Annotated in this window: 19 protein-coding genes and 2 tRNA genes; 5 read left to right on the top strand and 16 right to left on the bottom strand. The window is 36.8% G+C overall.

All coding sequences use genetic code 11. The features are described 5' to 3' along the window. Positions 1-253: 253 nt before the first annotated feature. Both AOC36_RS12445 and AOC36_RS12440 read right to left on the bottom strand, forming a co-directional pair. Positions 254-916, bottom strand: a complete 663-nt coding sequence (locus AOC36_RS12445) for a PhoU domain-containing protein (protein WP_232505392.1) — start codon at positions 914-916, stop codon at positions 254-256. A 171-nt stretch (positions 917-1,087) separates the two neighbouring features. Further along, positions 1,088-1,930, bottom strand: coding sequence for a Na/Pi cotransporter family protein (locus AOC36_RS12440; RefSeq protein WP_232505391.1), 843 nt, complete (start codon positions 1,928-1,930; stop codon positions 1,088-1,090). A gap of 932 nt (positions 1,931-2,862) precedes the next feature. Here AOC36_RS12440 and AOC36_RS03700 point away from each other — a divergent pair. From AOC36_RS03700 to AOC36_RS03685, 4 genes are all read left to right on the top strand, one after another. After that, positions 2,863-2,939, top strand: a tRNA-Ile gene (locus AOC36_RS03700). A gap of 27 nt (positions 2,940-2,966) precedes the next feature. Continuing rightward, positions 2,967-3,042 (top strand) — tRNA-Ala (locus AOC36_RS03695). A 200-nt stretch (positions 3,043-3,242) separates the two neighbouring features. Further along, positions 3,243-4,646, top strand: coding sequence for an ISL3 family transposase (locus AOC36_RS03690; RefSeq protein WP_078055020.1), 1,404 nt, complete (start codon positions 3,243-3,245; stop codon positions 4,644-4,646). Positions 4,647-4,934: 288 nt separating this feature from the next. Then, positions 4,935-5,555: a hypothetical protein gene (locus tag AOC36_RS03685; RefSeq protein ID WP_067631560.1), complete on the top strand. Its 621-nt coding sequence runs from the start codon at positions 4,935-4,937 to the stop codon at positions 5,553-5,555. A gap of 249 nt (positions 5,556-5,804) precedes the next feature. Here the strand turns inward: AOC36_RS03685 and AOC36_RS03680 are convergent, their stop codons facing one another. The 12 genes from AOC36_RS03680 to AOC36_RS03625 form a co-directional block, all read right to left on the bottom strand. Then, positions 5,805-6,440 carry an HD domain-containing protein gene (locus tag AOC36_RS03680; RefSeq protein ID WP_067631558.1) on the bottom strand — a complete coding sequence of 212 codons (636 nt, stop codon included), beginning with the start codon at positions 6,438-6,440 and terminating at the stop codon, positions 5,805-5,807. Between the two features lie 102 nt (positions 6,441-6,542). Further along, the gene (locus tag AOC36_RS03675) at positions 6,543-7,460 is read right to left on the bottom strand and encodes a LysR family transcriptional regulator (protein WP_067631556.1); all 918 of its coding nucleotides are present in this window, start codon (positions 7,458-7,460) and stop codon (positions 6,543-6,545) included. Positions 7,461-7,477: 17 nt separating this feature from the next. Then, positions 7,478-8,536 carry a butyrate kinase gene (buk, locus tag AOC36_RS03670; protein ID WP_067631554.1) on the bottom strand — a complete coding sequence of 353 codons (1,059 nt, stop codon included), beginning with the start codon at positions 8,534-8,536 and terminating at the stop codon, positions 7,478-7,480. Further along, entirely contained in the window at positions 8,533-9,435 is a 903-nt protein-coding gene (locus AOC36_RS03665) for a phosphate acyltransferase (RefSeq protein WP_067631552.1), read from the bottom strand. The genes buk and AOC36_RS03665 overlap by 4 nt, the downstream gene beginning before the upstream one ends. 8 nt (positions 9,436-9,443) lie before the next feature. Beyond that, the gene (locus AOC36_RS03660) at positions 9,444-10,493 is read right to left on the bottom strand and encodes a PTS sugar transporter subunit IIC (protein WP_067631550.1); all 1,050 of its coding nucleotides are present in this window, start codon (positions 10,491-10,493) and stop codon (positions 9,444-9,446) included. A gap of 1 nt (position 10,494) precedes the next feature. Further along, a complete protein-coding gene (lpdA, locus tag AOC36_RS03655) occupies positions 10,495-11,913 on the bottom strand; it encodes a dihydrolipoyl dehydrogenase (RefSeq protein WP_067631548.1) in 1,419 nt (472 codons plus the stop codon). A 3-nt stretch (positions 11,914-11,916) separates the two neighbouring features. Beyond that, positions 11,917-13,140: a dihydrolipoamide acetyltransferase family protein gene (locus AOC36_RS03650; protein WP_067631546.1), complete on the bottom strand. Its 1,224-nt coding sequence runs from the start codon at positions 13,138-13,140 to the stop codon at positions 11,917-11,919. A gap of 10 nt (positions 13,141-13,150) precedes the next feature. Beyond that, complete coding sequence (locus AOC36_RS03645; protein ID WP_067631544.1) at positions 13,151-14,131, bottom strand: alpha-ketoacid dehydrogenase subunit beta; 981 nt, start codon at positions 14,129-14,131, stop codon at positions 13,151-13,153. Positions 14,132-14,133: 2 nt separating this feature from the next. Further along, positions 14,134-15,231 (bottom strand): pyruvate dehydrogenase (acetyl-transferring) E1 component subunit alpha, encoded by a 1,098-nt coding sequence (pdhA, locus tag AOC36_RS03640; RefSeq protein ID WP_067631542.1) that lies wholly within the window; start codon positions 15,229-15,231, stop codon positions 14,134-14,136. A 486-nt stretch (positions 15,232-15,717) separates the two neighbouring features. Next, entirely contained in the window at positions 15,718-16,527 is an 810-nt protein-coding gene (locus tag AOC36_RS03635) for a hypothetical protein (RefSeq protein ID WP_067631540.1), read from the bottom strand. Then, the gene (locus AOC36_RS03630; RefSeq protein WP_067631538.1) at positions 16,514-16,843 is read right to left on the bottom strand and encodes a PadR family transcriptional regulator; all 330 of its coding nucleotides are present in this window, start codon (positions 16,841-16,843) and stop codon (positions 16,514-16,516) included. Before AOC36_RS03630 ends, AOC36_RS03635 begins: the two co-directional genes overlap by 14 nt. Before the next feature lie 106 nt (positions 16,844-16,949). Further along, entirely contained in the window at positions 16,950-17,375 is a 426-nt protein-coding gene (locus AOC36_RS03625; RefSeq protein ID WP_067631536.1) for a hypothetical protein, read from the bottom strand. 994 nt (positions 17,376-18,369) lie between these two features. On the opposite strand from AOC36_RS03625, the gene AOC36_RS03620 reads away from it, so the two are divergent. Further along, positions 18,370-19,656 carry a PTS sugar transporter subunit IIC gene (locus AOC36_RS03620; RefSeq protein WP_067631534.1) on the top strand — a complete coding sequence of 429 codons (1,287 nt, stop codon included), beginning with the start codon at positions 18,370-18,372 and terminating at the stop codon, positions 19,654-19,656. A 719-nt stretch (positions 19,657-20,375) separates the two neighbouring features. Here AOC36_RS03620 and AOC36_RS12655 read toward each other — a convergent pair. After that, the gene (locus AOC36_RS12655; protein WP_067631532.1) at positions 20,376-20,924 is read right to left on the bottom strand and encodes an accessory gene regulator B family protein; all 549 of its coding nucleotides are present in this window, start codon (positions 20,922-20,924) and stop codon (positions 20,376-20,378) included. Positions 20,925-20,992: 68 nt separating this feature from the next. Then, entirely contained in the window at positions 20,993-22,198 is a 1,206-nt protein-coding gene (locus AOC36_RS03610) for a GHKL domain-containing protein (RefSeq protein WP_157777141.1), read from the bottom strand. Positions 22,199-22,269 lie beyond the last annotated feature (71 nt).

The following is a 22,269-nucleotide window of genomic DNA, read 5'->3' as shown; positions in this document are numbered from 1 at the left end:
CTGAAGCATTATTAAATCTATTTATAATTCTACCATCGAATAAGTGTATTAAAAGTTCGATCAATGATTATAAATATTTTATATGAGATGTTTACACAAATTGAGTATTTTAGACTGATAGAAAGAAAACATTCAGTAGATTAATTCTAGACACTTCATAATTCATTGGGTAAATTATGGATACAATACATCGTATTGGCCGATTAGACATCAAAAAAAAAAACACTCGAAAGTGTTTTTTTGTCATTGATGATTAATGCCCAGATGAATGCATTTTGACTGCTGAGTTAACATTTCTTGCAACGTTAACACCATGGTCTGCAATACGTTCAAGTGTACTTAGTACATCAACAAATACTGAAGATGCAAACTTCGTATCACAGATTCCATCTGCAAGTCTTCTGAAGTGTTTTTCACGATACTTATCTTCAATAAGGTCCATGTATTCTTCATCTTGAAGCAAGAGTTCATACCCTGCAGAATCTTCATTTTGGTAAATCTTCATTGAACGATGAAGCATATCAAGCAGGAGTTTATACATTGTGTCAATATCTTCCATCGCTTCTTCTGAGAAGGTTTCTCTTCCTTCAACAGTCATGTTATAAAGCTCAACTAAGTTTGTTGATAAGTCACTCATCCGCTCATAGTTCTTAACGATTTCAAGTGTTTTTGTATAGGTTTCCGCAACATCAGCTGAATTGCCACTTTGCTTCATAATCTTTAATAAGTATGATGTGATTTCCGTATCCAATTTATTTACCATTTCTTCAAGTTGCATCACAACATCATAATCTTCGCTGTCTCGAGAATGAAGGTAGCTTTGTGATGTTTGAATGGATTCAGTTACGATATCTGCCATCTTTAAGGTTGTTTTCTTCGCAAGTTGCATTGCACCTTCAGGGAATACTGTAATCAATGATTCATCAAGAGGTTCAATTTTTTCACGGCTACGGATTCCATCATCTCCAGGAATAATAATTTCGAGAAGTCGTTCAAATGCTGGAACAAATGGAATAACTAATATTGTAGATGCAATATTAAAAATAAAGTGATTGAGTGCTACTGAAAATTGTGGTGATCCATTCAGTTAGGTATTTGCCCATGTCACAAATGCTGAATATGGAACAATCACAAGCATTCCAAGTAAGGCACCAATGACGTTATACAAAGCATGGAACCATCCTGCACGTCGTGTCGAAACTGAACCACCCATCGATGCAACAACTGCAGTCAGTGTCGTACCAACATTTGATCCAAATACAAAAGCAGATACAACGACCATTTCCATTTGACCCGTTGAGAAAAGCGTTTGTGTGATCCCGATGATTGCAGACGATGAATTGATTATGACAGTTGCAAGGGTACTTCCTCCCAATGCAAGCCAAGAGTTATCTTTTAATGAGAACATGAAGTCTTGGAACCATGGGTAATATTGAATGACTAACAGCTTCTCACTCATAATGTCGAGTCCGACAAAGAGCAATCCAAAGCCAAAGAATATATACCCTGCATTTGACCATACTTTTCGTTTTGTAAATACAATTAAGAGTACACCAATAAATACAAAGTAATAACCATAATCTTCAATGTTCATACTCATGAAGAACGTAGTCATTGTTGTCCCAATGTTTGCTCCGACGGAAATACCAATCGCTTGTTTAAGCGTCATCATTCCTGCGCGAACCAAACTGATGGAAATTACGGTAACAGCAGTACTTGAGTTCATGATTGCAGTAATAACTGTCCCCATGAGTATTGCCATCATGAGATTACTTGTATATTTCTCAATATAATCTGATATACGAGACCCAGCTAATTCAGTAAGCCCTTCACCTAAATAGTGAATCCCAACCAAGAAGAGCGCAAACCCTCCTAGGATAATGTTCAATTGAATTGGTTGAAGTTCTGCAACGGCAGTTAAACCTAACATTTATAATCCTCCAATCGCGTGCTAAACGCAATATAATAAAGAATAACATAATATTGCGGATTTTTTAACACAAAACTAACCAATTACTATCATAATATTCACATTTATTCCTTATTCAGTCCAAGAATAAGGATAACATGTGCTTTTTAGGATAGTAATAACGTAATAGCCTTCAAAAAAAATCGCACAAAATTGATGCAATAAAAAGATGTGAATCACTTTGCTTTTAGCAATCAGATCATCATGACATCCTAAATCAATTGCTGATATCAAACACCCTGGATAAACGACTCAGTTTACATACAATCCATATTCCTTAACTATTCTGCTCAAAACATTAAGAAACAGCATCAACTTTTATCTTGATGACGCTATGATATATAAAATGAATCAATCCTACCTCGTAAATAGTTGATCCATGTATAGTTTGATATTCTTTAAATCATTTACAACAACACAGCTATTCATAACCCCATAAATAAAAGGCTTAGGATGCTCAAAGAGTTCATAAGAAACCTGTGTATTTGTTATATGATGTACATACATCATAACACCATTCTTTTATAATGGCGTCGACGAACTCATCAATTCATGATTTAATCATTGATTTATTTCAACACACTTACTTCACACTAAATTTATTCAATAAAACCACTGCACTTTTTTTCTCTCATTGTTGCAATTATATCACAAGAAAGGAAAATCAACCGTCTTGGTGTCATTGAATATTTCTTCATCCAACACAATGCTACTCCACGTCAAAAACTGTGTTTATAGTGATAAATTGCGTGATAGTTTCCATCACTCATCAACCTAAAATACACGCTAATTTTATCTCAATCAGTCTTCGTTTTATTTTTTAAATTTTTTTCTATTTTGTTGTTGACATAAAGATTGCATGATGGTATATTTAATAGGCAGTCAGCAAAGATGGGCCTGTAGCTCAGTTGGTTAGAGCGCACCCCTGATAAGGGTGAGGTCGCTGGTTCGAATCCATTCAGGCCCACCATTAAAGCTTACTGCAAAAATTGAATATGGGGTTTTAGCTCAGCTGGGAGAGCGCCTGCCTTGCACGCAGGAGGTCATCGGTTCGATCCCGATAAGCTCCACCATACTTCAATCAGCCCACTGTTTAGTGGGTTTTTTCATGCTTTTTTGTCTAGTGAGAAGATTTTTGAGAAGATTTATGGGTCAATCACTTTTTATGTGGGATTGCCTGTGAATGACATTTGTAAAATAATAACAACTTGAATGAAAAAAGACCTTACTGTAGAATTTATTTTGCAGAATAAACAAACAGGAAGGTCCATACATGAATTATACACAGACACTAACCCAATCACAAGAACTATGTTTAAATCATTTCTTAATCCCTAATACACTCCGTGGATTTCATAACACCAACACCACAATCGAAACAACAAGATCCCAAAGAGATGCTTATTGCATGCATGGTATTTTAGAAGTTCAAGAAACAGATAAAGTATGCAGCGGTTGTGGTAAGGTGATGCATATAAACAATCGTAAACCGTGCACACTAAGGCATTTAAGTATTGGTGCAACACTGATGCATGTTCGTTTTGATAGACCCCAATTCTATTGTGTTTCTTGTAGGAATTCAAAGATGCAGAGTGTACCGTTTAAGGCTGAAAACCACTTTATTACTATTGAACTTGAAAACTATACAAGAGACCTACTCAGTATTGGAACATATACCCTCAAGCAAGTCGCTGAGATTACAGGATTAGGGAAAAACACTGTTAAAGCCATCGACCTCAAACGCTTGAAAGAACTCTATACAATTGATGGCGAGGTACTAAAGAAACCAGAGGACTACACACGATACCTAGGCATTGATGAGTTTAAACTCCATGATGGACATAAGTATGCAACCCATATTATCGATATGGAAACGGGTCACATTTTATGGATTGCACACGGAAAGAAGAAGCAAGTCGTCTATGATTTTATAGAGCATGTTGGCCTAAAGTGGATGGATCACGTTGAAGCTGTTGCATGCGATATGAACTCAAATTACCAAGAAGCGTTTGAAGAAAAATGCGAACACATCCAAGTTGTATTTGATCATTTTCATATCATCAAAAACTTTAATGATAAGGTCATCAACGAGGTTCGCAAGGATGAGCAAAATCGTTTGAAGAATGAAGGGAATATAGAGGCTGCTGCGGCACTTAAGAAGACAAGATACATCTTAATGTCATCACGAGAAACGCTCATTAGAAAAGACAATGAAGCCAGAAATGGAAAGATTATCAAGGAAGGCAGTTCTTTATTTAATATACCCAACATTACGCGTAAAGAAGGTCATGAAGTACGTTACGATGAACTATTGAAAGAGAATGCATTAATCTTCACACTGGATGTGGTAAAAGAGAAATTGCGCTACGCATACACCCTTAATGATGAGAGTAAAATGGCAGATGAAATCAGTTCAATTGTCGAAATCTGTCAAGCTACAAAAAACAAACACTTTCAATGGTTTGGACGACTCTTAGACAATCACTTTGAAGGAATCATCGCTCATGCAACTATTAAGATTTCTGCGGGTAAAATAGAAGGTATCAATAATAAAATCAAGACTCTACGAAGACAAGGTTATGGTTACCCTGATGATGAATACTTCTTCTTAAAGTTAATTGATGCAAGTAGGAAAACCTATGTTAGGAATGTGCCATCCCACAAGATTTGTGATTGAACCAGATTTATCCCAGTATTCCTTTATTAGATTGATTCAATTTAAGATATCAATCATCATTCCTTTCTTTTCGTGGTAAATATCATAAATTGACGGAATTGAATGAAAAAATGGTATAAAACTATCAACAATCTCCTTGTTTTAGTGTATTATAAAATTAACTGATGGGACCTCGTTAAATAAGCTAAACGTTCAGTGAATGAATTAAGCTTTATTTCGGCATCGAACATAATGTTTTCAAAGGACATTTGAGTGATTGACTCACTTGTGTATTTGTAGGAGGATCGCATGAAACGACTCAATAAGATTTGGGTTCCACGAAGTAAGGGAGAAAGAACGATCGCAATAATCGCCATTTGGATTGGGTGGTCAGTTCTTACGGATTCAACCGAAAACGATGTGATGGTTCTTTTATTGTTGGGTTTAGCCATCTTTCTAACCTATTACTCAGCAACCCAAGGATCCGTGGAATTACAAGCAAAGGATCTGGCTAAAAAGGAAAAAGATGCAAAAATAAGAAAGATTGTCGAAGCAGCAAATGCTAAAGCAAAGGCAGCAACAATCGCAAAGGCACGTTTAAAATACTATGGTGGTGGTGAAATTGCCGGTGAACAAACCGTTTTAGTGACAGTAACTAAAGATAGACTGGATTATGGTTCATACCACATTGATATGAATGCGATTATTTCCGCGAGCATCGAAACACAATCACAAATTTTATCCAGAGTTACCCTAACTCGTTTGGCAGCTTTTGGGTTTTGGGCTCTAGCTATACCAAAGAAGAAAAAATCTGTCGAGAAGTTTTTAAGCATAGACTACAATGCTGGATTTCAAAGTACGTTGATATTTGGTGGTGACAATATAGCAAAAATCCATGCTGGACTCATTAAGGCAAAGAAAGCACGATAAATCTCACATGACAATTCAGTGTGTTTACTTATCTAAAATGGTATCATCACACGATACGCCTTGATATATAAAAGCATTAATCTCAAAGGATCAACAAATAAGGCGGACACTCCATACGTTTGAAATTGATTGTCGCAAATTGAAGTCAATCAGTTCATAAACATGGCCTCTAGTTTCCATCGATAAACATCAAATCCCTTAAGTTTTCAAGATCAGTACATCCTGTGAAACCTAAGGGATTTTTTATAACTATCTGCTTTCTTTTAATTGAATTAGCATCTTTTCAAAGAATGTTTGCATATAACTCAGTTCTTCTCTAAATATGGATGTTGCATAGTGTGTCGCTAACTCATGTGCCATATTGTTCTGAGTGGCTTCAATGCGTTTTGTGCAATACGTTAGCTTGTCTTCAAGACTTAGGTTTGAAAAATCCGCAAAGATTAACGTTTCATAAATTCTATAGACATCAAATCGATCAAGATTATCAGCGTCACTGATGCTTTCTGAAAGTATGGTACTTTCACCTTCAAAGTCTGCCTTTCCATCTACATGGGTTGCAATGCCATAGAGAATTGATTGCGTGGTGTCTGGATCAAACCCTAATCCGTGCACAAAGTCCCTCACAATGGACGCAGAACGCCTACCATGACCAATCTGTTTCTCTTTTGTATCCAGTTTCTCAATATAGGCAACATCATGCAGTAAACAACCGATAACAAGCGCTTCTTCATTAATGTTTTCATGTTGCGCAATTCGTTTACCCCATGAAGCGACTCTTAGCGTATGTTCATAGCGATATGACTTATCATACAAAGATGTTTTAAGATGCTCGCTGTTGTTAAATAATGCATCCAGATACGCTCTTGTTTTTTCTATTCTATTCATTGATGACCTCCCTTACGATACCCTTATTGAATCACTATTTTATGTGATATACAAGGAGCACATAAAAAGCATCAACTAAAAATCACGTTGATGCTTTGTTGTTTATGAATCAGGATTCCGCTTATTTCTTTCCAATAACTCATTATAGACTCTCCAATACAAGACATGATCATCTCGGATTGATAAATCTAAACTTGTCACAAGTTGAAGGTTAAACCGTGATACTTCAGGATCATCCAGTTTAATCCATTTAATATCTTCTCGATTTAAGAATTGTTCAAATTCAGAAGGTAGAATCGAAATTGATCCATAGGATTCAACATGCTTCACAATTACTTCCCAATTTTCATTTTCATAGACAATTTTAGGTTGAAACCCTAAATCGCTGCAACGTTTTGGAATTTCATTACTGATTGCATAATCAGTTGTGAGCATTGAGAACTCCATATCCTTCAAATCAAGAAGTGTCAAACTTGTTTTGTCAAAGAGTGGATTGTCTTTCCCTACTAATACACCAAGGTCAATATAATACCCTTCAAGACGGTTTGCATTCACCGACAGTTTGGAATAGTAGGTCGGCTCTGATGTGAGCCCAATATCAATCTCTCCGCGAATCAACATGTTCTGGATCTCTTTTGATCCCCGTTGCGTAAAGGTTAGATTGTATTGATCATACTTTTTCTTAAAGCTTTCGAATACATCCATATATTCGATTGCGAAAAGTGTTGTCAGGCCAAACTTAACTTCTCTAAGATAGGAACTGTTATCAGATCTCAGTAGACGTTCGAGCCGTTCAAACCCTTCAACAACATCTTTACCACCTTCATACAAGAGTTGACCACTCATTGTCATTTTAATACCATGATTGTAACGCTTTAGTAGTTGTAAACCAAGCTCTTCTTCCAGTTGTTTAATATTCCAACTTAAAGCTGGTTGCGTTACATGTAACACCTTTGAAGCAGCTGAAAAGCTTCCTGCTTCAACGACCGTTATAAAATATTTCAGATCTTTAACATCCATACAAAACCCCCACCACTTTATCTCTTAATTGTATGTATCTCTTCTTCGCCTAAATAAGCACGGTATCCACCAAAAGCTAATGCTTCTATTTCAAATTCACCTGGATATATTATCACCTCCCCCAAAAAAGCGACACGCTCTTTTATCCAATCAATAATGCGTTTTGATCGTGCAAAACCGCCTGTAATGATAATTCCGTCTATGTTTCCATATAACACAGCCCCCAGACTTGCAATACTTTTTGATATTTGATAAGCCATTGCTTCCAACACCAAATGTGCGTATTGATCACCATTGTCGATAAATGCTTCAACCTTTCGAACATCATTTGTTCCAAGATAAGAAACAAGTCCAGCGCTGTGACGTGTCATTTCAATCATGTCTTTTTCACTATTATTATAACACATTGCCATAAATTTCCTTAATGGCAAACCACCACTTCGCTCTGGAGAAAAGGGGCCTTCATCATCCGATATCAAATCAATCATACGTCCTTCTGAATGTGCAGTAAGTGTAATTCCTGTTCCCGCATGCACTACAATGACCTTAACATCATGATAAGATTTCCCTAAAGTTTGCGCATAATGCATCGCAGCTTGTCGAGAATTAAGAATATGTCCGATGCTCTTTCGTTCAATTTCTTTTACCCCTGAAAATCGAGCCAGAGGGATCATTTGATCTACAGAGATTGGATCATAAATATATGCGACACATTGATGTGCTTGATCAACAAACTTCTGTGCAATTGAAGCACCAAGATTTGCAGGGTGCACGACTTCAGCATGACTCAATAAATAATCAATCAAGTGTTGGTCCACCAAAAGTGCTCCTGCCTCAACGGGTGGTAATATACCACCTCTTCCCACTGCAACTTCAATATCTTGTGGATCATAGCCTTGATCTTTGATGGCTGTGTATATGGCATCATATCGAGGAACAAGTTGATCAATGAGCGTAGTGTGCCTTTGCGCATCTTTTATGAACGGTACTTCTCCTTTGAACAGTTCGTGATAGCCATCAAATAGTCCAAACTTAGTAGAGGTCGCACCAGGATTAATACTCAGAATAAGAGTCATGATAATCGCTCCTTTTGTGCAACAAGACATGCCACAATAATTGAATACTCGTTCTCAATTTCGTTTGAACCACGTGAACCAAGAATAATGGGAACCTTCGCTCCATAGATGATGCCAGCCATAATGCCATTGGTAAAGTGTGTTGCGGCTTTCCCCAAAATATTTCCGCTGATGATGTCAGGGACAATTAGAATATCCGCATCACCACAGATCTTCCCTTGATAATTCTTGATGCGTGCATTTGTTTTTGACACTGCAATATCAAGGGAAATGGGGCCTTCAACAATCGCGTTATTCCATTTCAAATTACTTAAGTCACGTGATTCATAGGAAGCACTGATGCGCGCATTTGTATGTTCTGCAGCATCGAGCAAGGCAACTTTTGGACGATCAACGCCCAGATAATGGGCAACTTCGATTGCGTTTTCGATAATTGCTTTCTTTTGATTGAATGATGGGTATGTATTCATGCCCCCATCACTCACGAAGTACATTTCGTTTTGATAAGGCACTTCGATTAAAGCAACATGCGAGAGAATCGGCTTATCTCGGATGCCCTGGTCCCGATTCACAACAGCTTTCAACAGATCACTGGTTTGAATATATCCTTTCATAATCAAGTCAACATAGCCTTCATGTACCAGCGAAACAGCCTTTTTAGCTGCGTCTTCATCGCTATCCACATCAATAATTTCATAATCAGAGCTGATTTGATGGTCCTCCAATGCTTTTTTAACCCGTGCTTTCTCACCGATCAAAATCGGTTTTATGTACCCTTTTCGAGCTGTAGCATCGATTGCGATGAGTGTTTGCCTTTCATAAGCACACACACATGCTACTTTTTTTGCTTCATGTTTGCTCATGACAAGGCGTGTTTCTAACTCAATAAAGTCTCTCATTGTTTCACCTACTTTACATCGATTCGATAATCTTCAGCATTCACAAGCTTTCGAGTATGCATGAAGACATATCTCATGATAAATGCGAGCACCACTGGAACCCCTACAAAGACAAAGACTGCTTTGAAGATGTTTATCGGTGTAAATCCACCCGCCATGCGAATTGCATTCAACGGTCCAATCAGGCCACTAAATCCAAATCCTGCGGAATAGGAGGTTCCTTGTTGTTGGAATAGAGCACAGATGATGCCACTGATTGCGGCGTTTATGATTATTGGGAGCATTATTTTTGGATTCTTAATCACATTGGGCATGGCCATTTTGGGCGAACCCATAATAAGTGCAATTGACGTTCCCAGTTCATTGGTTTTCCACCCAGAAATAGCAAGTCCAAATGCTGCTGCGCAAACACCCACATTGGCAGCCCCTGACCCTACACCGCTCAGATTGATTGCTAAAGCAATACCCACTGTTGATATCGGTGAAACAATCATGATTGAAAATACAATTGCCATCAGAAACGACATAAGAATGGGTTGTAAATCTAGAAATGTTCTCACGATTTCAGCAATACCGCTTGTGATGCTTTTTACATAGGGTAGTATAGCAACACCTAAACCTCCGGCAACAACTAAAGTTAGTGCTGGTACAACCAGCATGGTATATGCTCTGAAGCGATTTCCGCAAGCAAGGATAATGATTACAGCAATGGTCGCGGTCAATGACATATTTATAATGTCACCACTTCCTTGAACGATAAATTGTCCGGATTCATTCACCGACCATGCTCCTGATCCCAAACCGGATGCAATCGCAACTGCAGCAGTGTGTATTGGTGTGAACTTAAACATAATGGACACCATAACACCCACGACTACACCCATCAGTGTTGTTGCTAAAGCAGTTGCAGTGAGAATAAATTGCCCTTGTGGAAACACAGGCAATAATGCTGTAAAGAGTTCATTGAGGAGTGCCCCAGGAATCAGCACTGCGACTGTCCCAATGGCAACACCATTTAGAACTTTCATTGAAAATCCTTTTTCAAATATTTTTTCCATATTAAACTCCTTTCACACTGTGTATTGGGTGTCCTAAGCCGATTTGTGCGGCATCGTCAATCATCTCACTTAAGGTTGGATGTGCGTGAATAATGAGCGCAACATCTTCAAGTGTAAGATGTGTTTCAAGTGCCATTGTTAATTCAGCGATTAATTCACTTGCATGAGCTCCGACAATCTCTGCACCCAGTAGTGCTAAAGTTTCTTGATTATATATAATACGAATGAACCCCTCAGTTTGATTCATTGTGAGCGAACGTCCATTAGCATGATATGGAAATTGTGCTGTTTTAGCATGAATTCCATTCTGAGTTGCTTCCTCAAGTGTATAACCAACACCCGCGATTTCAGGCGTTGTATAACATACTTTTGGAATCACTAAATTATCAAAGCCCCCAGGATGTCCATTGATCACACTTGCAACAACCTTTGCTTCATAAGTAGCTTTGTGTGCAAGTTGTGGGCCAAAAGTAACATCACCAATTGCGAATATATGATGCACCGACGTTCTTCCTTGATCATCGACTTCAATCAGTCCTTTTGCATCAACTTTAACATCCGTATACTCAAGTCCTATGGTATCGGTATTGGGTTGCCTTCCGATGGTTACTAGCACTTTTTCAGCAGTGATTTTTTTTAGATGTCCATCTTTCTCAAAACTCACAATACACCCTTCCTGCGTCGACTCAACCCCTTTAGCAAAGACATGAGTAACGATGTTGGCACCTTTATGTTCGAGTGCTGTTTCAACATATTTCACGAGGTCTTTGGAAAAGTTTGGTAGGATGTGAGCCGTTCCTTCAAGAATTGTGATGTGTGTTCCCAATTTCGAATAAATACATGCGAGTTCGCATCCGATATAACCGCCACCAATAATGATGAGCGATTTAGGAATTGAAGTCAGATTTAAGGCCCTTGTTGAATCAAGAACTGATTCATTATATTTAAATGATGGAAGTTCTAAAGGCCGTGAACCACTTGCAATAATACAGGATTCGAATTGATAGGTTTGATTGATTTCATCCCCCATAACACGCACCCTATGATTATCAATAAAGTGTGCACTCCCATAAACAATCTCAACATTGTTTTTTTTCAATAACATCTTAATCCCTTGCGTTAAAGTTCTTACTACCTCATTCTTTTTCCAATTTTGAGCAACTTTAAAATCCAAGGATACCCCATCAATCTTTAAACCATATGGATTTGAATGTGTCGCTTTTTCATAATCTGTTGCGACTTGAATCAGCGCTTTTGATGGAATGCATCCGACATTAAGACATGTGCCACCAATTGCATCCTTCTCTACAATCGTGACCTGTTGTCCAAGTTGTGATGCCCGTATTGCCGCAACATAGCCACCTGGACCACTGCCAATAATTAAGCATCCCGTTTGCTTTGCAAAATCTCCAACTACCATAATTTACCCTTTCAGTCCAAGCATGTTTGGATCGCTTAAGATTTGTTTAAATGTTTCCAATGCTTTTTGTGCATCGACACCATCCACAATTCGATGATCAAATGTGAATGAAAGTTTCATAATCGGTGCCACTTGAACACTCATATCTTCACAAACGATCGTTTTCATTTCAAAGCGGGAGGTGCTTATGATACCTACTTCATCCGTGTTTAGAATTGGTGTTGCATACACACTATCTTGAGCAAATGCCCCAACATTCGTAATGGTAAATGAACCATTATTCATGTGTTCTTGACTGAGTTTTCCTTCGTGAGCTAAACGTGTATTTTTCACGATTTCATCGGATATTTCGAGTAGATTTTTTCGATCTGCCTGTTTGATATTTGGGACATACAGCCCTCTTGGTGTATTCGTTGCGACACCGATATTAATGGCATCTTTATAAACAATTTCTTCCTTCTCTACGTCAATCTTTGCATTGAAAATTGGATGTGCTTTAAGCATTGTGACCGCCGCTTTGACAAAGTATGCTGTATAAGAAAGATTTGATTCCATATCGAGTGCATATTCTTTATACGCATTCCGATGCTTAATCAATTTATCAACATTTACTTCCGCGAAGATTGTGACTGTTGGAATTCGTGTTGACTCAATTAATGCATGCATCGTTGCTTTTCGCATTGCACTCATTGGCTCTATATTTCTTGTGTGATGTTCATCTGGAATTGTGACGATAGGTTTTGGTGTAATCACACTAGGGACCCTTTGGTTTTCGTTTTTTATATGACGATCAATATCCGCCATCGTCACCCGATTGTTTTTCCCAGTTGGTGTGACATCACTAAGCACAACCCCTTTTTCTCGAGCATATTTTCTTACTGATGGGATCGCTTTTGCTTTGACAGATGATGTGTAACTGTTGTTACTTGTTTTTTGAATTGTTTCATTCGATTCGTTGTCATCCACTGCTTGTGTTTCACTTTCAAGATGTTCACCTTCTATTTCTACAAGTACCTGCCCAACTTTTGCGATATCATGGGCATTTACATGAATGTGTTTAATTGTACCGCTAAGTGGTGATGGAACTTCAATCGAGGTTTTGTCATTTTGAACTTCTAAAAGCCGATCATCCGCCTTAATAACATCCCCTTCTTTTACAAACCACTCTAAGATTTCACTTTCTGTTATCCCTTCTCCTAAATCTGGGAGTTCAAATTTATAGACCATCGTGTTTCTCCTAATAGTTTTCCATTATGTTTTGTACTTTACGCACGATATCATGGGCATTGGGTAACCACATACTTTCCCCTAAAGGGAATGGGTATGTTGTATCTGGACCAGTTACTCTTGATAGGGGGGCTTCTAAATCTAAGAACAGTCTTTCCGCAAGCTCTGACATTACATGACTTGCAACACCTGCTTGACGTTGTGCTTCTTGAACCACTATACATCGGCCTGTTTTTGAGACAGACTGTTGGAGCGTTTCAATATCCAAAGGAGCGATGGTTCTTAAATCTACAACCTCTGCACTCACGCCAATTTCTTCTAGAATTGTCGCAGCATTGATTGCTTCTTTAACCATTGCACCATATGCAACAATTGAGATATCATGCCCTTCTTTGACGATGTTTGCTTTATCAAGTGGTACTTCATAGATGTCATCTGGAACTTCCATTTTCTCTGCGCGATAAAGCTTTAAATGCTCAAGAAATACAACGGGATCATTGCTCCGTATTGATGCAATCAACAGGCCTTTTGCATCGTAAGGATTTGAAGGAACAACAACTCGGATTCCAGGCATTTGCGCGATAAATCCTTCATAACTATCGGAGTGGATTTCTGGTGTTCCGACACCGCCTCCAAATGGGCTACGCAAGGTGATTGGGCAGGTTAAGGTTCCGTTTGTTCGAAATCTCATCCGCGCCATTTGATTGGTAAGCGAATCAATCGCTTCACTCACAAATCCAAAGAATTGGATTTCTGGTACTGGCCTATATCCAACAGCACCCAATCCAATGGATAATCCTAAGATTCCAGATTCAGCTAAAGGTGTATCGAATACGCGACGTTCACCATGTTTTTCTTGAAGACCATCCGTAGCACGAAAAACTCCGCCATTTTTCCCAACATCTTCACCAAACACAAGAATCTTTTCATCGTCTTCTAACATAACGTCCAATGCACTAGTAATTGCTTCGACCATATTTCTTGTAGCCATGCTTATTGCCCCTCCTTTGCTTTATAAAATTCAAATTGTTCTTTGATTGTCTGAGGCATCACTTCAAACATAGATTCTAGATAACCGGACACCGTTTGTTTTTCCACATTTCTGGATGCATCCAATGCTTCTTTAACTTCATGTTGTGTCTTTTCTTTGATCACATCTTCGTGTTCTTGGGTCCACAATCCTTTGCGTTCTAAAAATTTTCGCATGCGAACTAGTTGATCTTTTGACCGCCATTGTTCCACTTCTTCATGTTCACGATATCGACGTGGGTCATCACTGAGTGTATGAGGTCCAAACCGAAACGTTAAAAACTCAAGAAGTACTGGACCCTGTCCTGATACTGCATACTCACGCGCGGATTTCGTCGCAACATAAACCGCAAAAGGATCCATTCCATCAACAAATAAATGCGCAATCCCCACACCGATTCCTTTTTGAGACAATGTTTTAGATCGTGTTTGGAAAGATCGTGGAACAGAGATACCATACCCATTGTTTTGAGCGACGAAGATAACGGGTGCATCATAGACTCCTGCGAAATTAAGACCTTCGTAGAAATCGCCCTGTGATGTTCCGCCATCTCCGATGTAGGTCAATGCAACGTGTTTCTGTCCATCGAGTTTTAACCCTAATCCAACGCCCGCTGCTTGGATTATTTGTGCACCGATAATGACTTGTGGTGGAAATGATTTCACCGATTTGTCATAACTAAACCCATCAGTATGTCCGTTATACCAATTGATTGCTTGACGTGTTTTCACGCCATGGCGAATCATTGGGGGGACATCGCGATAGGATGGTAACAGCCAATCTCCTTTTTCTAATGCATACTGCGAGATGAGTTGGCTTGCTTCTTGCCCTTCTGTTGGTGGCAGATTTCCAAGCACACCTTGCCGACTTAATATACTGACGCGATTATTATATTCGCGTCCCCAAACCATCACTTCCATCATCTGAATTAACTGATCATCACTAAGATCTGGCATGAAGGCGTCATTCACAATGTCACCCTTCTCATCCATGATTTGAAAGGGTTTTACATCAGGATTTGTTTGCTTCAGTATTTTCTTAAAATCGATTAATTTTGACATACTGCTTCCTTTCTCCTTTGAAAAGTGCGCACTAAAAAGTGCTGCAAATAAATTGTGCATTTTGGTGAATAAAGTCCATTAAATGCGATGATCATCTCATTACATCTTCATTATAAGCACCGCTTATAGCTTAGTAAAATAGAGAAGGTTATATCATATAAGGGGATTTTATAAAGGATGTTATTTCAATTTCAGCGATAAAAAGTCATAGTTCAAGGTATGGATTTGTAATTCAAAACACTATTAAATCGTCTATTAAGTGCTTAAACACTTGGTAGAATAGATGCTTATCAGAAAATCTCAGAATTATAGAAGTCGCTTATATATATTGTTATAATGATAGGGTTTCACTCATTTATTAAGTCCGCTATTATCTTAACTTATAGACATTGATTTTCACTCTACAGCAAAAAAACTACGACATTTTTAAATCGTAGTTTCAGTATGGGTATATTTTTTTAGTTTTCAGTGAAAAAGAAACCCTTATTACGTGCGTGCTTTGATAAGGGTTGTAAGATGGTGTACAGATTTTATAAAATACATCACACAGTACACCCCTAAAAATGCGAACACGAGCCAAGGCATGCGGTTATTGAGCGCTTGTGTTATCACACCTATGATTCCCAAAACCCCTACACATACACATAAGATTGAACAAAGATTTGCAATTAGATCCACATGTTTATCCTGGTTTATTGTAAATGCAATCAATACACAATTCATGACAGCAATCACCCAACCATAGGTCTTATGGTCTAAGAGCATGTAATCCTGTTTATTTTGTGATAACAGGATAAACCCACAAAGAAAAACAACACAGAGTAAACAAACAATACCGATGGTGGCTTTTACGTAGCTTTTTCGACTCATTTTAACAACACTATAGAGTAGTAAAGACAAACCGATTCCAACAGAAATGAGTTCAAAAGGGAGTTGGACTCGTCCAATCTGAATATTTTCATGGAAGATTCGAGTTGTAATTGCAAGTTGGATATAGACTAGAAAACCCGGCATCACAATCTTTATGAGTTCCCTTCGTTTCATCTTCTCACTGTTTTCAATGATTGCTTGGGCAAGCGTTTCAGGCGCCATTTCAAAGAACGTTTGACCATCAATGCCTTGTTCTTGAGCCATCACGAGATCTGTGAGCACTTCATACAATGTTTCCTCCGATTGTTTTTCATCTCGAAATGAAAACCTTACCTTAGTTAATACTACATCATAATAACCACGATTGGTTTCATTAAGTTTCTCTTGCATTATATGATTAAGTCTTATCAATTTATTGGGTTCCATGATTTCCCTCCATTAATTGGTCAACACCCGTTCTTATCGTATTCCATTTCAATTTGAATTCACGAAGTGATTGATTTCCTTTGTCCGTAAGATGATAATACTTTCGCATCGGACCTTCTTTTGAAGGCTTCATCTCACCTTCAATTAATTTTTCTTTTTGAAGTTTCAAAAGGAGTGGATAGATGCTTCCATCACTAACCGTAAGTCCTGCTTCTTTTAGATGCGTGGTCATTTCATAGCCATAGGTTTCTTTTTTTGAGATTATTTCCAAGATACAGCCTTCTAGAATTCCTTTGAGCATTTGTGATACATCCATCAAAACCACCTCTCTTGTATTGCAATATAGTGGTAGTATAAACGATTCTTACTATATTGTCAAACAAGATAGTGTTTGTAAAAAATAAAGCACCGATTTGGGTGCTTTATTTTAAGAATCCAATTGCCTTTAAGTAATCAAGACGGTCGTCATTATCCAGTTCCAGATTATCCACAATTCCTGTTAATGGGTTAATTTCATTGAAAATATTCAGGTTTTTAAATCGAACTGGCAGTGTTAAGGGGTTTAAATCAACCAACTGGCCATTTTCATCAAGAATCTTATCGTCAAACAGATTAAAGGTAACAGTCCATACGTCGAAGCCTTCAAATTCATGAGCATCATGGTTTGGAAGATCTTCTTCGAGAATGTACCGATTTTCTTTAGGATCCAAAGAATCTGCATAAGGTTTTACGGGGATTTCTACAGCTCCCATAAGGGGTTTAAACCCTCGTAAAATATAGTAGTACTTGCTGGTATGTTCACAAGATAATTGATGATTGTTGATAACGCGTCGTATTCTATCTTTCATATATACTCACTCCTTAAATTTATTATAGCACCCCTTTTTAGTTCATCAATGGTTATGACCCTTGTGCTTTTTTGAGCGCGTATCAATCAGTTGAAGAGTTGTGCTGGGTTTAAGTCGCATTTAACAGCTTACAAACGGTCCCAGTATCGTTGACAACACGGCCAATACGTACCCCTTTTGCTTCCGTTATTTCATTGTCTTGATAACATCATCCACTGCATCTTCATCGTCGAGACGCAATTATGCGATTTTTATGAGTTCTTGTCAGATTAACTTTATGTATCTGCCCAAAGCATCATCATTTATTTAATACGATTCGATTCATGATCTGTACGCTTTTCACTTATTCAACATCAAGAAGCATCAAAAAGTTTGATTCTAAGATCATATTTGCGTCATAATATCACTTCACACCCCCATCTATCCACTTATTTGATCCAAATGAATCACAGCTTATAACAATAAATAAATGTGATATAGAGAGCATCAATAGGCTTTTCTGATACAAAGCAAAGGTGAAGTACAATAAAGTGTTATGATATGAGTGTAAGGTGATTATCACCTCCAGCTCGTCTCTTCATTGTAAAGAAAACCAGAGTTCTTGACACTAATGCAGCTTTTATTGATGAATTAACCATTGTTTTCATCACCATTACAAAGAGAACTTTACGATGCAGTATATGTAGAGACAATCAAACGAATAATGGATAGTTTAAAAAATTGCTGATATGGCGAATGAAAGCCTTTGTTTGTTTTTTGCTATTTAATGGATACATCTTAATGTATTCATTAACGGGATACGATAAAAAACACATTTCATTCGTTTTTTATCGTGACATCATGTGTAACACTGCAAATTATGTTTTTGCTTACACCGACTCATTCATGAATTTTTATATACTTTAAGGGGTATAAAGATAACTATTCATAGGAATTATAAGAATTGTGATGATGCGTCAAACAATTGATTTTCATCATCATAATAGGAGGAAATATGGAAAGAATTAATACGTTTTTAGAAGAAAAAATATTGCCTTATGCAGGTAAACTGCAAGGGCAAAAACATTTCCACGCTGTTTTCTTGGGGATGTCGATGGCAATGCCATTGATAATCATTGGATCATTATCAATGGTAATTGGAAATTTACCCATCCCAAATTGGACTGAAACATTGACTAAATTTGGCAATGTTGGGGGTGTATTAAGTAAAATTACAAATGGTAGTTTTGGGGTAATGGCACTTGTTGTTGCATTTGGTGTAGCCTATAATCTTGCAAAAGAATATGGTCTTCCCGACGTTTCCGTAGGAATCATCTCATTATCTGCATTTATCATCATTACGCCATCTGTACTTGATGGTGAGGGTTTGAGTGGTATTGACTATTCAAAACTTGGCAGTGGTGGATTATTTAGCGCAATCGTGCTTGCACTTGTGAGTGTAGAAATTTATCGCTTCATCGTGAAAATGGACTGGACAATTAAAATGCCAGAAACAGTACCTTCGGGGGTTAGTGCTGCTTTTTCATCCATTATCCCTGGATTCGCAATTCTCTTTATTTGGGCATTTCTTGATTACTTTGCACGTCAAACAGGATCACAAGGACTTCATGATGTTGTAACAACATTAATCGGAATCCCACTCACTCGAATTGGTAGTGGCCTTGGTGGTACTTTAGTTGCGATTATTCTCTCATCTGTCTTCTGGTTCTTAGGCATACACGGAACTGATTTGATTGGTGCCGTGATGTATCCAATTTGGTTTTCTCTCATGGACGCAAACAGACTCGCGTTTGAAGCAGGAAAACAGATTCCTAATATTATAAGTTATCCATTTATGATGAATTTTGTATGGCTCGGTGGTGGCGGTGCTACACTAGCACTCGCAATCTTGCTTGCATTTTTCTCAAAGAGTAAACAAATGAAAACAATGGGTAAACTTAGTATCGTACCATCGGTATTCAATATCAACGAGCCTCTTATGTTTGGTGTTCCAATTGTCTTGAATCCTGTCATGTTGATTCCATATATCTTTGTTCCAGTGATTAATCTTCTTGTAGTGTATACATTGATGAATTTTAACCTTGTCGCAAGACCTGTGGGAATTAACCCATCTTGGACCATGCCTATTGGATTAAGTGGTGCCATCGCAACGAATTGGAATATTGGTGCAATTCTTCTTCAATTTATGATTCTAGCACTTGATTTATGTCTCTATTATCCATTCTTCAAAACAATGGACAAGAAGCAACTCGCCGATGAACAAAAACTTATCGCGAAATAATATAAAACGTGTAACCATTAAGACAACAAGCTCAAAATCAAAACGTGCTTGTTGTCTTTTTTTATACATATTCTACACCCTAAAGCATTTGTTTGGATTGTTACACGTGTTTATCTTTAGCCAGTTTTTATTTGACAATATGTGTAAAGCGACATTTTATAGCCGATCAAATGCATGAATATACAATTAATATAAAAACTTTCGATAAAATGATGAAGTTGAATTGTCTTAGGTTCACTGAGTGTTCATGTTCATTCAACTGGGCACATTGTGATGGTTAATTCCACTGCTTTGGTGCTTCTTAAAGGGGACTTTATGCTGTTTTTCTACGATATCTAAACATCAAAAAACCCACTAGATAGTGGGCCTTGAGTACAAAACATGTAATAAAAAATTAACGTTTTGATAATTCCTAATGTACTAGATATAAGGGTTTGTGAGTGGTTTGCTACTCCATGCTACATTTGTCAAACATCGTAAACTATATACAAACTTTGGAATTCTAAACAACTACTAGACAGCTACACTTTAAATCCCTCCGTTTAGAAGACTATATAACAGTCCTTTTCTCTCATACAAAATTGAGTCAACGACTTACATGTATAATCTTCATCAAGTCCAGTTTTCCTTTATCTATTTAGAGTTTCCAAAATTACTTTTATGTAAAATGATTTTGAATAAACTGTTTCAATATTGAATAAGTTGTATTTTTATATTTGCTAATTTGATTTTTCTTTGGCAATTGACGTTGAAACAATAATTAGTCCAAGAACTGATAAAAAAACAGTGTACTCATGTAAAACAAATTTACTCAATATTAAACATAGAGAATTGTACGTTATTAATATAAAATTATAGATAAAATTAGATTTTTGATTTTGACCTTCATCGATTTTTGTTTTGAAGACTACGAATAGTAGAATATTTAGAATTACCATGTAGAATGTAAATAGGAGTTGAACCTCAAGATTAATGATAAGTGACATTACTAAACAACTTATGAACGAACCAACTGTGAGTATATAACATTTTAAAAAAGTTGGCGCATGATATCTATCTCTTAATATTCGAAAACCAACAAAAACTAGAAAAAATAATACAGTCTTGGTCAATTGTTGAAATACAACTCCCAAAATCAAAATGGTGGTAAACGGAAGAATATTGGAAATAACTATTTCTAAAGCATATATGATATCGTCAGCTTGATCATCAGTAATGTAATTTTCTTTTAAAAGCCAATTGCTTATTTTTTTTGTAATATAATCCATATTAATCACCGCTTTTATCATAGCCATATAAAGCATACTTTAAAATATATTTTGTTTATTTTGCATTTTTATTGATTGAAATGTTTATCCACAAGTACAACAAGTTTGAATACGTTAGATTCAACTTTAAAAACCGCTTCACCACCTACTGATTTTGAAGCCTGTAATATATTATTTATACCGATACCAGAAAATCTCGAATCCTTCTGTGTTATGAATTTTCCACGTCTAATTATTGGTTGTATACTAAATGGATTTTCTATATACAACTTAATATAGTTTTCGTTCTCACTAAAAACTACTTTTACTTCTGGACTATTCATAAATTTAACTGCCTCAATTGCGTTATCAAGAGCATTACCCAAAATAATCGTTAATGCAGTATCACTTATATTATAGAAATTATCGTCGTGTCTTACCTTGAACCTAATATTTGGATATTCAGCAATTTTTTGATTCATTACTGCATTTATAATCATATTTTTAGTATTTACATATGATTTTAACCCTGGATGAACAAAAAGTTTGTCTAAATATTTTTTTGCATCTTCAATGCCGTTTTGCTGAATGAAGCTATCTAAAACAACAAGATGATTTTTTAAATCATGTTTTACCCTCATAATTTCAACTTGGTCACTCGCAATTTTTATGTATTCTTCATTTTTCCGGTTTGCTTCTTCAAGTTTAATTTCAAGATTAATAGTTTTCTCTTTTTCATCTATATACTTCATCATTAATATCGTAATTAATACAATAAAGATTATAAAAGTGAAGATCATAGTTAAAACTAGGTTTTCCAACGGAATTTCTTCACTTAAATACACAAATTCAAAAACAAAAGTCAAATTGACAAATACGATGACAAAGAATATCAGGACGCCACGCAAGTTTACTGTATTGTCTGAATATAGACTAAACTTATTACGGCAGAAAAACCCTATTAAAAGTATCAATAGTTTCGTAAATAGGACAATTAATGATCGAAATAACGGATTTGACATTATACTAGAAATAGATGTATCAAAAACCATCGGTACTACTGAAGCAGTAAGAAGTGTTACAATTCCTGAGCAGATATAATAAAAACTTACCGTAATAAATGCACCACTCGATGCTTTTTCAAATATTATATATGCATATAGCAGCATAATAAGAAACGATAATAAATTGCCACTTTTCGAAAAAAGTGTACCATATGTTAACAAAAATACTCCTATAACAGCGATGCAATAGATAGAAATTTCAACAAACATATTTTTCTTTTTCTTTGTCATCAATATTGAACAAAAATAATGCAAGAGCATTACATCAATTGAACAATAAAATAACTCGATGATAACGAGTA

Source organism: Erysipelothrix larvae (genome assembly GCF_001545095.1).
GTDB lineage: Bacteria > Bacillota_I > Bacilli_A > Erysipelotrichales > Erysipelotrichaceae > Erysipelothrix > Erysipelothrix larvae.
The sequence above is the reverse complement of the archived record's forward strand: the minus strand, read 5'-3'. Positions and strand labels throughout refer to the sequence as shown.